This window comes from Blautia stercoris, assembly GCF_054657695.1.
Window position 1 is genome coordinate 1,013,160 of record NZ_BAAHYF010000001.1, and the last position, 16,719, is coordinate 1,029,878.

Consider the following 16,719-nt stretch of genomic DNA (forward strand, 5'->3'; position numbering starts at 1 on the left):
CATTCGCCCCCTATAATTTATTTAAACTATAAGGGGCTTGTTTCTTTTTCCGGAAACGTGCAATTTCCTGTTACATGCTTAAAAGGCGGTATCTTCTCCCAACTCCTGCGCCTTTTCAAGCATGTTTTTTATCTCTTCTTGTTTATATTTGTCTGCTTTCATTCGTCTAACATTTACTTCTGGCAATTTTATATCTAAGGTATCTGCGTAAATGCGTTCTACTGCACGGTCACCGCACTTTAATTCAAGACTTTCCACGTTACTTGTATAAATAGTTAAAAGTTTTCTTTTATAGCGAAAATCAACCAAAGCTAAAATTTTTTCTCTATCCCAGTCTTTGTATGTTGTCGTTGCTCCAATATCGTCCACAATCAAAAGGGTTGCTTCACGAATCGCTTTTACTTCTTCTCTTGCTGTTTCACTTTTATCTGCCATTTTTTGCAGATAATCCGACATAGAAATAAATTTGACATTAATGTCATATCTTTTTATCACTTCATTGGCAATGCAGCAGGCTAAAAGTGTTTTCCCACTCCCTCTTGTCCAGGAATAAATATAAAGCCCTCGTCCGGCTATTTCTTGATGTCTAAACTCCGTAATAAATCTATTTAACAAATCTTTTGTTGTCTGCACTCCTGCATCATCCCCATAAACCGACCAATCAAAATCCTTTCCAGTTTTCGCCATGTAAGCGTCTGGCATCCCACTGCGTTGCCGTCTATATTCGCTCTCTTCTAAGGTTACGTTGTTTTCATCTTCTACAAAGTCTGCCGTTTCATAACCGCTCACTTCTCCCTTTACACGAAAGAAATACTTACCATTTTTATCTACTTCACTTACTTCCGTTACTCTGAAAGATTCCGTACTTCCTGGCATAATATTGGTCAGTTGTTTCCCCTTTTCTATCTTCCCCATCTTGTTCTACCTCTCTTCCTTTGTCTAAATAATTGCCCTCTAAGACCTTTGTAAAATTACTAGGCTTTAAGAACCAGTCAAACGTGACTACCCAACCGTTTTTATTTTGCCCTTTCAAGAATGAGCTTTTGTCAATGCTTCGGATTGCTTCCAGAACTTTCTCCAAACCATATTCTTTCAATCTGGCATTTAGTAATGTGTTTCTGGTTGTTCCGGCATTAACAGAAATTACCTTTTGCAGGTTTAATTTGTTCCATTCCTCAATGACTGGTTGCACTTTAGTGCTACGAACTGTATCTATAGATACAGTATTATCTTTTTCTATATCTATATCTTTATCTATATCTATATCTGTTGCGTGACTGTCACGTGACGTCACGTGACTTTCTTCTATTGCAAGTTTTTGCTTTGCTCTTTGATTCTGTTTTCTAATTCTATTTTGCTCTCTAATCCTTTCCATACCCTCAACATTCTGGTGTTCTTTCCAATTTGAAATTGTAAAATAATCGCCATCTGTTTCAATCATTCCTAACTCATGAAGGGCTTTCAATGCCAACTCGACAACTCTTTCTTCAAAGTCTACTTCTTCCGCAAGTAATTTGGAATTATACGGTATATTTTCAGTTAAAAAAATCATTCCACCGGCATTGCATTTTCCTGCCATAGTCAACAGCATCACCCAAATAAGTACAATGTTGTTTCCCTCTGGTAATTTGCGTAAATGTCTAATTTTACGATTGTCAAACATGTCTGTTGTCAGTTTAATCCATTTTACTTCTGCCACTTTTTTTACCTCTTTCCATTGTATTTTTCAAATAATAGCTGTAATTGCAAAGTTTCTTCATCCTCTTGACGGATAAGTCCCAACTTTTTAAACAACTCCAATGCGCTTTTTATCGTATTTTTAGAAAAATACTTACAATCTTTCTGAATCCACTCAGCATTATAAGGTATTAACATTTCACCTACTTGGCATACTAACTTTCCGTTTGTATTAAGACTTTTCAAGCACAACATTATGTACAATGTTACATATTTCGTGCCCTGCTTTTGACTCAACAAAAAATCAATCGCTTCATTTTCAAAAAGATCTGTCGGCATTTTTAAATATTTCGTACCGCCCATTTTTACTTGTTCACCCCCTTTTCAACCATAATTTCGCCATCAAAAGAAAGAATGTAGCCCACTCTTAACAATGTTTCTAAATCATCAATGCTACCGTTTACCTTTCTTACAATCTCTTCCGAATTTGATACAAAATCATATTCCCCTGCACGCATCCCCAAATGAAAATACAATGCCTGTGCACTTGCCGGCATACTCAAAAACTTATCATCATTCACAATATCAAGTGAAAACATTCTCTCATTTCCCATTTTCCTTATCTCCTCTCTACTTTCAAATCCTGCTGCCCCTCTGGAATCTTTAAGACATCCTTGGCAGAACGTACCGCCTTTAATATGTTTGTTGCTCTAGCGTCCATATTATGGACAAATTCTTTAATCTCCTGCCGATTCTTTGGCTTCCAGTAACCACACTGTGAACCGGAACAGATAACTGCCCCTTGCTCCCTCTCTTCTGCGATTCTGCATTGTAAATCTCTTATAGAACTGCATCCGGTCAGCTTAAGCAAATCTTTGCCACTAATTGCATTTTCTTTCCCGACTGGCAGCAGGCTTTCGATAGATGGAAATACAGCCTTGCCGGACTGATTCCCTTTATTTACTTGGTTGTTTCTGTTCTTTGTTTCCATTTACTTCACTCCTGTTAATCGGTCAAAATATTGGTCTGCTTTTCTTAAATCGTATAATATCCGTTTACCAACTCTTACCGTACAACCAATTTCTTTTCCAAATTCTGTTGCACGATTTTTTCCAAGTGTTGTGTATTCCATAAAACCCTTAATATCAACAAACCTTGACGAATTATTATCTTCCATTTTATTGACTCCTTTCTAAGATTATTATTTATTACTTGCTTTTATTTTAAATTATTGTTATACTTTTTTCAAACAACTATTAAAGTTTAATTTAATTTTTTATGAATGATGTTTTTATAGCATTTATACTTTTTTAAAGGAATTAATTATATTTAAACCTAAAAGGGGGAAATAAAGCGATGAAAAAATTAAACTCTGAAAGTAGTATCCGTTTTAACGAATGTCTTAAATCACTTGGATTGAACCAAAAACAATTTGCCAAATTAGCGCATTATTCAGAACAACATATAAGCAACTTTTCCACCGGAAAGAAACCTATAACCATTCCTGCTGCAATGAATTTTTCAAAACTATTCAAAGTTAGCCCAGAGTATTTACTTTGTGAAAGTGATTCTAAGACTTTGGACGAGCGTGAAAAGAAAGAAGAAAACTATGAAAAGCTTTTTGATGAATATTCAAATGGAATTTTACACTTGGCAGGATATAAAATAGTTTGCAAATTTATAAGCAACTGGAAAGAGCTTGGACTTGATGAATTATATGCTAAAACTAGTCCTAAAGTTTCTCCAATACAATTTTATTTTTATTCAATTCCTGATGAATTAAGAAATAAGATACAATTTTCTTATGAAGTTATTGCACCCAATGGAAAGGGGTTCTATTGTACAGAGCAAGAGCTTTCTAAATTATCAGAAGAGTTGATTGAATACGTTTCTTTTAGAATGGAACAGTTAGAAAAAAGGTACTGTAATCGTGTTAAAAAGGGCGAAATTACGCTCAAAGTGCCAGAAAGTACAAATATTACTTTTCCGCCTATTTATCCGCCTGTATCAAAGCCAAAAGAAAACCTTTATTATTCAAACTCTTTAACTCATAAAGATAAAGAGTTCCCCGACTCTCGTTTTCTTGAAAAATAATATTTTACTACTTCAAAAAAGCACCCCATCCCCCACCGGATAGAGTGCTTTTATTTTCCCATTTGGTACTTTTTTGGTACTTTTCTTGTATTCTGTTTCTATTTTTCCTTTTGTGAAATGTCTGTAAAGCCTATAAAATAAGGCTTTTTTAACTTTTTCAATATCTAAATCAGATATTTTCTACCTTAATTTAAATTTAAGGAATGATTTTTGTTTTATATAAAGCGGAATTTTGTATTCCAAACTTTATCTTATTTGAAATATTCTACACCGGATTCAAAAATCTGGATATCCTGTTCTCCATAGATATTGACTGCAACGCCATCTCCACGTCTTTCAGAATGAGCCATCTTACCTAAGATACGTCCATCCGGACTTGTAATACCTTCGATTGCAGCATAAGAACCATTTACATTCCATTCTTCATCCATTGTGATATTACCTGCTAAATCACAATACTGAGTTGCTACCTGTCCGTTTTCAAACAGTTTCTTTAACCATTCTTCATTTGCAACGAAACGTCCTTCACCATGAGAAGCCGGATTGGTATATACTTTTCCAAGCTCTGCTTTCTGCAGCCATGGAGATTTATTGGAAACAACTTTTGTATAAACCATCTTAGAGATATGGCGTCCGATGGTATTAAAGGTCAGTGTCGGAGAATCTGTGTTCTGTCCTGTAATTGCACCGTTTGGTACAAGTCCCAGTTTAATCAGAGCCTGGAATCCATTACAGATACCAAGTGCAAGTCCGTCACGCTCATTTACAAGTCTGGTTACCGCATCTTTGATTTTTGCATTCTGGAATGCAGTTGCAAAGAATTTTGCAGAACCATCCGGTTCATCACCTGCGGAAAAGCCACCTGGGAACATAATAATCTGAGCCTGATCGATTGCTTTTTCAAAAATTTCAACTGAATCATGAATATCCGCTGCATCTAAGTTCTTGAATACTTTCGTAATCACTTTCGCACCTGCACGTTCAAATGCTTTTGCACTGTCGTATTCACAGTTTGTTCCTGGGAACACCGGAATAAATACGGTTGGCTGTGCAATCTTATGAGAGCAGATATGGATACTGTCTGCGTTATATAAGCCTCTGTCTTCTTTCTTTGTAATATCATCTGTCTCAGAACCGGAACGGGTCTTAAATACTTTTTCCAGTGGAGCTTTCCAGGTTTCCAGTGCTTCTGCCATGGAAATCTTCATGTTTTTATATTCAATTTCTGCTTTATCTGTTACTTCACCGATTACAGTATAAGTAATTGCCAGTTCGCCAACTTTTCCATCTTTTACTTCACAAATAATATCGCCAAAACCTGCGGTAAATAAATCTCTTTCATCTACATTCGATTCAATTCTTACACCCATCTGATTACCAAATGCCATTTTGCTGACTGCTGCTGCAATACCATGACGGTCTAACGCATAAGCAGAAACAACTCTGCCTGCCTGAATGTCTTCATGCAGTTTCGCATACTGTACTTTTAAGGCTTCAAAATCCGGTAAATCATACTCTGCTTTTGGCATACGAAGCCATACTAATTTATTTCCGGCTTTTTTCAGTTCTGGTGTGATAACATCTTTTTCTTTTGCTACATCGACAGCAAAGGAAACAAGTGTCGGAGGTACATCAATCTCATTAAAGGTTCCGGACATGGAATCCTTTCCACCAATAGATGGAAGTCCAAATCCAAGCTGTGCAGCATAAGCACCGAGTAAAGCTGCAAACGGCTGACTCCAACGATGTTTATCTTCTGTCATTCTTCTGAAATATTCCTGGAAAGTGAAACGAATCTTGCTGTAATCACCGCCTGCTGCAACAATTCTTGCAACAGATTCTGTTACTGCGTAAACTGCACCGTGATATGGGCTCCAGCTTGACAGATATGGGTCAAATCCATAACTCATCATTGTCACAGTTTCCGTTTTTCCATTCATAACCGGCACTTTTGCAACCATTGCCTGTGTTTCAGTCAGCTGATATTTTCCACCATAAGGCATAAATACGCTGCCTGCACCGATAGAGCCGTCAAACATTTCAACCAGTCCTTTTTGAGAACAGGTATTTAAATCACCTAAAGTATCAATCCAGCGTGCTCTTATATCGTCTACTTCTGCACGGTCTAATACATTTCCTTCTTTAGTCGGTACATCAACGAAAACATCTGTTTCCTGATGTGCACCGTTGGTATCCAGGAACGCTCTTGATAAATCTACAATTGTTTTTCCTCTCCAGCTCATTACCAGACGTGGGCTTTTTGTTACAACTGCAACCGGAATTGCCTCTAAGTTTTCTTCTTTTGCATAGCTTAAGAACTGTTCTACATCTTTCGGGTCAACTACAACTGCCATACGTTCCTGAGATTCAGAAATTGCAATTTCTGTTCCATCCAGACCTGCGTATTTTTTCGGTACTTTATCCAAATCAATTTTTAAACCATCGGCAAGTTCTCCGATTGCAACAGAAACACCGCCTGCACCAAAGTCATTGCATTTTTTAATAATATGGCTGACTTCTTCTCTTCTAAAGAGTCTCTGAATCTTTCTTTCCGTCGGAGCATTTCCTTTCTGTACTTCTGCTCCACAGGTTTCAATCGATTCTTCGGTATGTACCTTAGAAGAACCGGTTGCACCACCGCATCCGTCACGTCCGGTGCGTCCACCTAATAATACAATAATATCATCCGGATCAGAATTTTCACGGATAACGGCACGTCTTGGTGCTGCACCAAGTACGGCTCCGATTTCCATACGTTTTGCCACATAGTTTGGATGATAAATTTCTTTAACATAACCGGTTGCAAGACCAATCTGGTTACCGTAAGAAGAATAACCATGTGCAGCACTTCTTACCAGTTTTTTCTGAGGAAGTTTTCCTTTCATGGTCTCTTTTACTGATACAGTCGGGTCTGCTGCTCCTGTCACACGCATTGCCTGATAAACATAAGTACGACCGGAAAGCGGGTCACGGATTGCACCACCAAGGCAGGTTGCTGCACCACCAAATGGTTCGATTTCTGTCGGATGGTTATGGGTCTCGTTTTTAAAGTTAATTAACCATTCTTCTTCTTTTCCGTCTACATCAACCGGAACAACAATACTGCAGGCATTGATTTCATCGGATTCTTCCTGGTCTTGAAGTTTGCCTTCTGCTTTTAATTTCTTCATTGCCATCAGTGCAAGATCCATTAAGCAGACAAATTTATCATCTCTGTCTTTATAAATCACCTGACGGTCTGCCAGATATTTTTCATAAGTTTTTACGATTGGAGTTTTATAATCGCCCTCTCCAAACTCTACATTTTTCAGTTCTGTAGAGAACGTAGTATGACGACAATGATCAGACCAGTAAGTATCTAACACACGAATCTCTGTCATAGACGGATCGCGTTTCTCTTCGTTTTTAAAATAATTCTGAATATGTTCGAAATCTTTAAAGGTCATAGCCAGATTTAAAGATTCATAAAGTGCTTTTAATTCCTCTTCTTTCATATCAGAAAATCCGGTAAAGATTTTTACATCTGCCGGCTCTTCAAAATTCGTAACCAGAGTTTCCGGTTTCTTTGCATCAGCTTCTCTCGAATCAACTGGGTTAATGCAGTGATTTTTAATTGCTTCCATTTCTTCTGCTGAAATACCGCCTTCAATTACATAAGTAGTTGCAGAACGAATAATCGGTTTCTCATCTGCTTTTAAGAACTGTACGCACTGTACTGCGGAGTCTGCTCTCTGATCGAACTGTCCCGGAAGAAATTCAACAGAGAACGACTGATCTCCCTCTTTTGTCTCAAATGTTTCCTGATATAAAAAATCTACCGGTGGTTCAGAGAATACACAGGTACAGGCTTTTTCAAATGCCTCATCGGAAATATTCTCCACATCATAGCGGATTAACACCCGAACTCCTGTTACATCCTTGATGCCAAGGTAGCTTGAAATTTCATGTTTTAATTCTTTCGCCTGTACTGCAAAATCTGGTTTTTTCTCAACGTACACACGTCTTACACTGCTCATAAATAACTCCTTTCTGATAAAAACTGCCATAAAGGGCATCTTTTTGTTATCTTTCGCATTTCTATGTTCATCATACCACAGAAATTTTTATTAATAAAATTAATATATCTTATATTTTTAATAAGTTCAGATAATAAATAGTTTGACGCTGATTTTTCTCTTTGTTATACTGTTTGTATCAATCATTTTTTTAGAGAGGTTTTTCCATGGATATCAGTTTTGAACTTTACAAAGTTTTTTATTACGTTGCTTCTACCTTAAGTTTTTCTGAAGCCTCCAGACAACTGTACATTTCACAGTCAGCAGTCAGCCAGTCCATCAAATCATTAGAACAAAAACTCGGACATAAACTCTTTACCCGCAACACCAAGTGTGTCATGCTGACTCCAGAAGGAGAAACATTGTTTCGCCATGTTGAGCCTGCCGTTAATCTTTTGGTTCAGGGAGAACGACAGTTAATCGGCACAAATACCTTAGAAACACCGCTTCGCATCGGTGCTTCCGATACGATCTGCCGTTATTTTCTTGTCCCTTACTTACAGCGTTTTCACAAGGAATTTCCACAAGTCACAATCAAGGTCACCAATGCTACTTCGATTGGATGCGCAGAACTTTTAGAACATCATCAGATTGACTTTGCTTTTTGTAACTATCCTAATTCCAAGTTACAGCTTCACACAAATTACAAAACCATTTTTACCTTTCAGGATGTGTTTGCCGCCAACAAAAAATACTTTGATTTTACCGAACAAAAACTCTCCCTGTTTGAACTGCACGAGTACCCGATTTTAATGCTTGATAAAAAAAGTACCACCAGTGAATTTCTTCACTCTCTATTTTTACAAAAAAGCTTAAATTTAAATCCCGAAGTGGAACTTTCCAGCAATGATCTCCTGCTCGACCTTGCAAGAATCGGTCTTGGAATTGCCTTCGTTCCGGATTTTGTTTTGCAGCAGAGGCACGAAGATCTATATCCGCTTCAGATAAAAGAAAAACTGCCACAGCGTCATCTGGTTCTGGCTTACCATCCTCAGATCCCGTCTGCAGCAGCAAAAGAATTTTTAAATTACTTTTCCTGATTAATTTTCTCCCGAATCTTTTCTATCATTTCTTCAATGAGAGGATTTCGGGAGACATTCCGATTTCTTATTATTCCGTATAAAATTTTTCCCTCTTTGGCAGACAGCACGTAACCCGGTTCTTCTCCCAACGGATAGACGTGAAAGCTTCTCGAGCTGATATTTGCAAGATGGTTTTTTTTCATCATAATATTCATAATATAATCACTGTTTGTCGTAACTGCAACCTGACAGGGCAGAATTCGTTCCCCATTTTCTTCAATCTTCCAGGCTGAATATTTCCGAAAGGGATCTTTTTCAGCCTGAATCAGTTTTACCTCACTTAGTAAATGCAAGTCCGGTTTTTCTTCTTCAATCCAGTTTTCAGGAGAAAAATACAACATTCCAAATGTTTCGCTTAAGACTTCAAATTCCAGCTGATATTTTTTCAATTCATATTCAAACTGCAGGACATCATCCGGCATCACATAGACAAATCCAATCTCATCTTCCATTTTTCTCATCCTCTGCACAATGTTTAAAGTCGTATCCGTATGAATATTATAGCGAATCTGTTCTTCTTTATGTGCTTCATAAAATTCCGAAAAATATTCTGAAAACCAGGAACTTGGATTGGTAGAAATTCTTACCACTTCCAGACTGTGTTCTTCACTCTCATCTTCTAAATTCTGTAATTGTTCTAACAAACTGCGTGCCTGCTGATAAAACATTTTTCCCCTTGAAGTAACAACGATTCCCTTCCTATCTCTCAAAAACAAAGGATATCCGACCTGACTCTCAAGCCCCGCAATCACCTTGCTGACATTAGACTGCGTTGTATATAAAATTTTTGCTGCTTCACGAAAAGAACCACAATCCGCTGATACTACAAAATACTGTAGCTGTTTTGTCTCAAGCATTTTCTTTTTCCTCGCTTTTTCTCATTGCTTTTTAAAATCATACCAAAGTCATCAAATTTTCACAAGGACAAAAATGGATATCCCCTACGGAATATCCACTTTTGCAATACAATATTTTAGTTTATATCAAGGTCTGCGGTTACCTGATAATAATCACAGGCATGAGATTCATATCCTGTTACATTTGAACGTGAAATCATACTCATCTTTAAAAACGAACAAAATACAAAGGCATTATCATCCAAAATAGTCTGCTGCATCTGAACGGCTAACTCTGCTCGCTTATCCTCATCAAATTCTTTACTTAACTGTGCTTCTAATTCATCTAATTTTGCACTGCTGTATTTTCCTGAATTCTTTGTTGCATCAGAAGTTGCAAATACAGTAAACCAGTATTCCGGGTCTCCAGTTGGAGCCTGTACATTTGCCATCGCATAAACATCCCAGGCTGTCGGATCTTCCAATATGGAATTATTATCTGCGGTACAGTTAATATCTACTTCAATTCCAATGTCTTTTAATGTTGCCTGCGCAGACTCAGCCAGAAGTGGAAGTTCCTGACGACTTGGATAAGTCAGCCATTTAACAACCAGTTTCTTTCCATCTTTTTCACGGATTCCATCTCCATCTGAATCTTTCCATCCGGCTTCTTCCAAGACTTTTTTTGCTCCTTCCGGATCATAACTTTCCGTTGTAACTTTATCTCCCCCAAACGCAGAGCCTTCCGGAAATACTCCATTTGCCGGATAACCGTTGCCTTCCAACAATGTGGTTACAAAACTTTCTTTATCAATTCCCATCGCAATTGCTTTTCTGACTGCTGAATCTGCACACACAGAGGATTCATCAAAATTCATCTTACCAAAGAAACAGCGGGAAGTGGAAATCTGTGAAAACTGGAAATTATCATTTTCAAATGTCGGATAACTTTCATATGCCATACCATAAGCTGCCTGCACCTCTCCGGACAAAAGTGCATTTGCCAGTGTATTTCCATCGGTAATTGTACGAATCGTCAATTCATCAATCTTTGGCTCTCCATTCCAGTAATTTTCATTTTTTACCAATGTCAAATGGTCATCTGTTTTACAATCAACTGCAATGTAAGGTCCCGTTCCTGCAACAATTCCATTTTCAAATCCGGCATCTACATCGATAATACAGCCATAAGGGTCTCCCAGATAATTTAAAAGTGCCGGTTTTGGTTCAGACGTATGAATTGTAAGTACTTGTCCATCTGCATCAATAGATGCAATTTTCAAATCATTTTTCGCTCTGTCATGATTTTCAATTAAATGTTCCAGACACTGTTTGACTGCTTCTGCATCCATATCACGTCCACTTGAAAACTTTACATTGTCCTGAAGTGTAATTTTCCAGGTCAGCTCATCTACATTTTCCCATTCTTTTGCAAGCCATGGCTGAATCTCCATGTTATCAGAATATCTTACAAGTGTTTCCCCAATACCATAACGAATACAGGCCCATCCAGAATATGAGTCATGTGGATTGGTACTGTTTTCTTCATTAGAACTGTTGAATGTAGTATCTCCAATTACCATTGTTTTTTTTGCTTCTGAACTTTCTGTTTTTGAATTATTTTTTGGTGTTTCTGTTTTGTTATCACTTCCACATCCGGCAAGCATACTGGCACACAAGCACACACTCAATGCCATTCCAATTAATTTTTTTGATTTGTTCATCCTTTTCCCTTTCCCTTTGTTTATTTTTCTTATATCTTACAGAACGCTTTCTATCAGCCTTCTGGTATAAGCTTCTTTCGGGTGACAAATTACTTCATCCGGCTTTCCTTCTTCCACCATCTTACCATGATACATCACAAGTACTCTGTCGCAGAAATTTTGAACTAATGCAATATCATGGCAGATAAAAAGATAGGACATCTTACGCTCTTCTCTCAAACGTTCCAATAATTCCAAGATTTCTTTCTGGACAGTTACGTCAAGCGCAGAAGTCGCCTCATCTAAAATGAGTAATTTGGGGTTAATTGCAATTGCCCGTGCAATCGCAGCCCTCTGACACTGTCCTCCGCTGACTTCATGCGGATACCTCTTTGCAAATTCTTTTTTTAATCCGCATAACTCCAGCAAATTTTCTGCCTCTTTCATAGCTTCTTTTCTTTTCATGCCATGATTGATTAAGCTCTCTGCCACTCCAGCTCCAAGAGTCTGTCTCGGGTCAAAGCTTTCTGTCGGAGTCTGAAACACCATCTGCATTTTTTTATAAACTGGCTTTAATTTTTTACCACTTAAATTTGTAATCTCTTCTCCATCCAGATAAACGGTTCCAGAGGTTACATCCAACAATCTGGTTATCATATTTACGATTGTTGTCTTTCCACTTCCACTTTCTCCTATAATCGCAAGCTTTTCTCCATAATTCATAGAAAAGCTCACATCATCAACAGCCGTATAATCATCTCTGCCCTGAGAGACAAACGTTTTCGTCAAATGTTCTACTTTTAAAATACAATCCACCCTGCTTTTTCACCTCCGAAGTTCTAATACTGCTGACAACAGTTTTTTTGTATATTCCGATTGTGGATTTTCCAAAACTTCTTTGGTTTTTCCATACTCTCTTACTTCTCCATTTTCAAGTACCAGTACCTTATCAGCCATTGCCCGAATTACTCCAAGGTTATGCGTCACCAGTAAAATCGTTGTTCCAAACTTTTCACGTATCATGCACATCTCATCAACTACCTGCTTTTGTACCGATACATCAAGCGCAGAAGTTGGTTCATCTGCCATCAGAATCTTCGGGTTTAACAACATTGCCGCTACAATTCCAACTCTTTGCTGCATCCCTCCTGAAAGTTCAAACGGATAACTGTCCAAGATTCGTTTCGGGTCATCAAATCCAAATTTTTCAAATAACTCTGTCACCTGTACTTCAAATTCTTCCTTTGTCAGCTTTTCATGCTCTCTTACACTTTCATAAAGTTGTGCCCGAACCGTACGAATTGGACAAAAGGAACTGCCCGCCATCTGAAAAATCATCCCAATTTCAGAACCGCAGATTTTTCTCATTTCTTTTGGTTTTAAATCTGGCAGGTCAAGTCCCTGATACCAGATATCTCCTCTTGTTACAAGCCCATCCCTTCCAAGCAAACCCATCGCAGCTTTTATCAAAGTGGACTTTCCACTACCGCTTTCTCCTACAATTCCAAGAATCTCTCCTTCTTCCACTGAAAAGCTCACATCATGTACTGCAAGTTCTCCTTTGTAGCTGATATCTACATGTTCGTATCGAATGATTTCTGACATTCTTTTCTACCTCCCATTTCGAGGGTCTAACCAGTCTCGTACCGTATCCCCAAGTAAGTTAAAAATCACAACCGATACAAAGATTGCAAAACCGGGAGCCAGTGTTACCCATGGATGAGTCGTTAAAAGATTTCTTGTATCGCTCATCATGCTTCCCCATTCTGCAATCGGCGGCTTTGCTCCAAGCCCCAAAAAGGAAAGACCTGCCAGTTCCATCATCATCGTACCAATATCTAATACTGCCGTAACCAGAATCGGACCAAAGATGTTCGGAAGAATATGCTTTAAAATTATTTTTCCAGTCCCACATCCCGATAACCTGGCAGCTTTTATATAAATTGTTTCTTTTTGTGCCAGCGTTTGACTCCTTGCAACACGCGCATACTTTGGCCAGCTGATGGCCGCAAGTGCAATAATCGCATTGTGAACTCCACCGCCAAGCGCTGCTGCCACAGCCAAAGCAAACACCAGACCCGGAAAAGCCAGAAAAATATCTGAAATACGCATCAAAACAGAATCTATTTTTTTTCCGCTCCATGCACAGAAGATTCCAATCATTGTGCCAAACACCATAATAAATCCTACCAATAATAAAGTAGAATAAATACTGGTCTTACTCCCCACAATGACACGGGAAAGCATATCCCTTCCATACCGGTCCGTACCAAATAAATGCGCTGCTGACGGAATTGCTTTTGCATTGCCCAAATCCTGTAAATACGGGTCATAAGGGCATAATGATTCACTAAAATACGAAGCAATGACTAAAGCCAGTGCCAAACCTCCAAATATAATTAAGCGTAACTTCAAATAGTTTCTATGTATCTTCTGTGTTCTTACTGTCGGCTCTCTCATTCTCTTGTTACCCCCAGACGAATTCTTGGATCAAGCTGATGGTACATAAGGTCTGTAATCAGATTAACCAAAACATAAATAATTGCCATCCAGACTACATAAGCCTGTATAAATGGATAATCTCGCATGGTAATCGCATCCACTGCCAGCTTTCCAACTCCATCCCACATAAAAATGCTTTCAATAATTGCTGTTCCACCTAAAAGGCTTCCTATTGAGAGTGCTAAAAGCGTAACAATCGTCAGCATCGACGACTTCATTACATTTTTCCAGAGAATTATGCTCTTTCTTACACCTCTCGCATTTGCCCCCTGAACATAATCTTTATTCCACTCCTCAAGTACTGTTGCACGTACCTGGCGCATATACTTTGCTGACATGGAAATTGCGAGCGTCAGTGCCGGCATCAATGCACTTTTTAGATTTACACCATCTGAAATAACCGGAAGAAGCTTAAGTTTGATACTAAAGAGTTGCATCAAAAGCATTGCAACAAAAAAATTCGGCAATGCATTTCCAATAAAACTACAGAACCGAAGCAATAGATCAGGAATCTTATCTTGTTTCATTGCCGAAAAAATTCCCAGCGGAATTGAAATGATAACCGTTAACGCTATCGACAATCCTGTCAAAAGCAATGTTGCCGGAAGCTTTGAAAGAAACGTTGTAAATACATCTGCACCACTGACATAACTTTGTCCCATATCTCCGGTCAACATTCCTCCAAGCCAGCTAAAATACTGTATCAGAAATGGTTTATCCAGTCCAAGTTCTGCTCTTCTTGCATCAATTATTTCCTGAGAGACTTCTGTCCCACGATTTGTATAAAGCTCTGTTACAGCATCTGAACCGGCGACACGCATCATAGCAAAAGACAAAAAAGTAATCCCCAATAAAATGGGGATTAACTGTAATAATCTTTTTAAAATATATTTTCTCACCTTATCACCTCATTCTACTAATTCTACTAAAAGTATTAGATAAGTATATCAAGTTTCCAATCTTTTTCTAAGCCCCCTGGGGGGATATTAAGATATTCCAATTTTTCATAAGGTGATTCATTTTAAGGTAAAGCGGACATTCGCAATACGCTTCGCTACTTGCTTATCTGCGTTCAAAAAGCTTTCCTGGAACACAACATAAATAACGGAGTTGGATTATAAAATTCATCTTTTTCAATATAAATTCTACTACTGATTTCTAAATCAATTCCAAACTTAGAAAATCCTGCCTTTCCAAGTACGTTTAAATCCCATGCCGGACGAGCATAAGAACTAATCGGAAGCTGTTTTTTTATCTCTTCACATTCCTGTAGCAATTCATCACCCACTGTATAATGTGCATGATTTTTAGGAAGCCCTGAAGTATCTGAGCAATCATCATTCCCATAATTCGCATCAAAATTTAATAAAATTCCACCTGGCTTTAAAACACGTTTCCATTCCTGATAGGCTTCTTCTGCATGTGGAAGTGTCCAGGTCAGATTTCTTGAAATAACCATGTCAAAAGAAGCATCCTCAAATTCTAATTTTTCTGCATCCATCACAAGAAATGTCGGTTCCACTTGTTCTTCCTTTGCAAGTTTCTTTGCATTTACTACCATCTCCGGTGTCAAATCTGTTCCAACCACCTGATGACCCTCTTTGGCAAGTAAAATTGAGAAGAACCCAGAGCCACAGCCCACATCTAAGATTTTTAATTTTTTACCATCCGGAAGCTGTTTCTTAATTTCCTTCATCCATCGCTCTGCGAGTGCACTTTTCAACTCTGCTCTTCTTTGTTCTAAAAAACTCTCGCTTCGTTTAGCCCAATACTTGGTAATCCGCTCTTTTCTATCATCAAATATTCTTGCAATTCGTCCATAAGTAATTGCCGAACCTCCTGCTTTTACTTGCAAAGAACCCGTCTCAAATAAAATTACTCCATCGTATTCCGCACGGCAGACTTCCAAAGGATTGCCTTCATAATCACGGATTTCTCCAATCACTTCTCCTCTTACAATCATATCCCCTGGATTTTTAAATGGATACCAGCATCCTGTAAATTCTGCTGCCTGATAAGTCACATCTACTACCTCTAGCGGATAATACTGTCGATAATCTCGTTTTTCCTCATAGCTTCCAATTGCGCAAAGAATATTTTTTACATCTCTTCTTGTAGAACGGGCTTCTTCTAACGTCCATGCACCCATTTCTCCGCGTTCAATTAAAATACTTGGAATTCCCATACTTGCAGCATAATTATAAGCACCACCTGTCGCAACCGCAGAACGTACCATATAAGGCACATCGACCTGTTCTGCCATCTTTCTCGACATTGCTACAACCTCTTCTTTTGCACAGCCTGCATAATAAACAAAAGGAGTTAATCTCTCATAATCATTTCCACTATGTAAATCAATGTACCGGTCAACATGAGGAAACAGCTCTGTTGCAACTGCATAAGCAAGACGTTCTGTCTCTGTTCCATCCTCCTTGCCCGGAAATTCACGATTTAAATTCTTTCCATCTTTGACTCCCAGACTTCCGGCACGATGTTCAAATTCTTCTTTTCTGATTACCTTTGCAATAATAATCGTACCGTTTACTTTCTCTATCTGTAAATGTCTTGCTAAATCAATCGCTGACTGAATTCCTACATATTCCCCTGCCTGAACTCCCGCGGTAATTAACACCGTCTGTCCCGGTCGTTTTCCGCAAAAAACAGACACCGGCACTTCAAATGCTCCCTTTGAAAGTTCCAGCTTTCCATGATAAGCTTCTCCCGGCTTTACTTCAAGTGTTCCAATTTTAAAATTCTTCTGTGCTTCCAA

Annotated in this window: 16 protein-coding genes; 2 read left to right on the forward strand and 14 right to left on the reverse strand. The window is 38.3% G+C overall.

Going from position 1 to position 16,719, the window contains the following annotated elements:
• Positions 1-78: 78 nt before the first annotated feature.
• Genes ACYQ2D_RS04950 through ACYQ2D_RS04975 form a run of 6 tightly spaced genes read right to left on the reverse strand, consistent with a single transcriptional unit; the run spans position 79 to position 2,854 of the window.
• The gene (locus ACYQ2D_RS04950) at positions 79-915 is read right to left on the reverse strand and encodes an ATP-binding protein (RefSeq protein ID WP_459784794.1); all 837 of its coding nucleotides are present in this window, start codon (positions 913-915) and stop codon (positions 79-81) included.
• On the reverse strand, positions 833-1,699 hold the full coding sequence (locus ACYQ2D_RS04955) for a phage replisome organizer N-terminal domain-containing protein (protein WP_459784795.1): 867 nt from the start codon (positions 1,697-1,699) through the stop codon (positions 833-835). The genes ACYQ2D_RS04950 and ACYQ2D_RS04955 overlap by 83 nt, the downstream gene beginning before the upstream one ends.
• A 5-nt stretch (positions 1,700-1,704) precedes the next feature.
• A complete protein-coding gene (locus tag ACYQ2D_RS04960; RefSeq protein ID WP_459784797.1) occupies positions 1,705-2,040 on the reverse strand; it encodes a phage replisome organizer N-terminal domain-containing protein in 336 nt (111 codons plus the stop codon).
• 2 nt (positions 2,041-2,042) lie between these two features.
• Complete coding sequence (locus ACYQ2D_RS04965) at positions 2,043-2,291, reverse strand: hypothetical protein (protein WP_459784798.1); 249 nt, start codon at positions 2,289-2,291, stop codon at positions 2,043-2,045.
• A gap of 5 nt (positions 2,292-2,296) precedes the next feature.
• On the reverse strand, positions 2,297-2,668 hold the full coding sequence (locus tag ACYQ2D_RS04970) for a hypothetical protein (RefSeq protein WP_459784799.1): 372 nt from the start codon (positions 2,666-2,668) through the stop codon (positions 2,297-2,299).
• Positions 2,669-2,854 carry a hypothetical protein gene (locus ACYQ2D_RS04975; protein ID WP_459784800.1) on the reverse strand — a complete coding sequence of 62 codons (186 nt, stop codon included), beginning with the start codon at positions 2,852-2,854 and terminating at the stop codon, positions 2,669-2,671. It abuts the gene before it with no gap.
• A 179-nt stretch (positions 2,855-3,033) separates the two neighbouring features.
• On the opposite strand from ACYQ2D_RS04975, the gene ACYQ2D_RS04980 reads away from it, so the two are divergent.
• Positions 3,034-3,771 carry a helix-turn-helix transcriptional regulator gene (locus ACYQ2D_RS04980; protein ID WP_459784801.1) on the forward strand — a complete coding sequence of 246 codons (738 nt, stop codon included), beginning with the start codon at positions 3,034-3,036 and terminating at the stop codon, positions 3,769-3,771.
• 251 nt (positions 3,772-4,022) lie between these two features.
• Here the strand turns inward: ACYQ2D_RS04980 and ACYQ2D_RS04985 are convergent, their stop codons facing one another.
• A complete protein-coding gene (locus tag ACYQ2D_RS04985) occupies positions 4,023-7,787 on the reverse strand; it encodes a phosphoribosylformylglycinamidine synthase (protein ID WP_187558164.1) in 3,765 nt (1,254 codons plus the stop codon).
• Positions 7,788-7,993: 206 nt separating this feature from the next.
• On the opposite strand from ACYQ2D_RS04985, the gene ACYQ2D_RS04990 reads away from it, so the two are divergent.
• Positions 7,994-8,866 carry a LysR family transcriptional regulator gene (locus ACYQ2D_RS04990; protein WP_118701473.1) on the forward strand — a complete coding sequence of 291 codons (873 nt, stop codon included), beginning with the start codon at positions 7,994-7,996 and terminating at the stop codon, positions 8,864-8,866.
• Here ACYQ2D_RS04990 and ACYQ2D_RS04995 read toward each other — a convergent pair.
• From ACYQ2D_RS04995 to ACYQ2D_RS05025, 7 genes are all read right to left on the reverse strand, one after another.
• A complete protein-coding gene (locus ACYQ2D_RS04995; protein WP_118701474.1) occupies positions 8,854-9,765 on the reverse strand; it encodes a LysR family transcriptional regulator in 912 nt (303 codons plus the stop codon). The two genes, ACYQ2D_RS04990 and ACYQ2D_RS04995, sit on opposite strands and share 13 nt — an antisense overlap.
• 116 nt (positions 9,766-9,881) lie before the next feature.
• Positions 9,882-11,468, reverse strand: a complete 1,587-nt coding sequence (locus ACYQ2D_RS05000; RefSeq protein ID WP_459784802.1) for an ABC transporter substrate-binding protein — start codon at positions 11,466-11,468, stop codon at positions 9,882-9,884.
• Between the two features lie 36 nt (positions 11,469-11,504).
• Positions 11,505-12,263, reverse strand: a complete 759-nt coding sequence (locus tag ACYQ2D_RS05005; RefSeq protein ID WP_117455510.1) for an ABC transporter ATP-binding protein — start codon at positions 12,261-12,263, stop codon at positions 11,505-11,507.
• A 9-nt stretch (positions 12,264-12,272) separates the two neighbouring features.
• Positions 12,273-13,052 (reverse strand): ABC transporter ATP-binding protein, encoded by a 780-nt coding sequence (locus ACYQ2D_RS05010; RefSeq protein ID WP_117455508.1) that lies wholly within the window; start codon positions 13,050-13,052, stop codon positions 12,273-12,275.
• Between the two features lie 6 nt (positions 13,053-13,058).
• Positions 13,059-13,907 (reverse strand): nickel transporter permease, encoded by an 849-nt coding sequence (gene nikC / locus ACYQ2D_RS05015; protein WP_117455506.1) that lies wholly within the window; start codon positions 13,905-13,907, stop codon positions 13,059-13,061.
• Positions 13,904-14,848, reverse strand: coding sequence for a nickel ABC transporter permease (gene nikB / locus ACYQ2D_RS05020; RefSeq protein ID WP_117455504.1), 945 nt, complete (start codon positions 14,846-14,848; stop codon positions 13,904-13,906). Before nikB ends, nikC begins: the two co-directional genes overlap by 4 nt.
• A 173-nt stretch (positions 14,849-15,021) precedes the next feature.
• Entirely contained in the window at positions 15,022-16,719 is a 1,698-nt protein-coding gene (locus tag ACYQ2D_RS05025) for a methyltransferase domain-containing protein (protein ID WP_117455502.1), read from the reverse strand.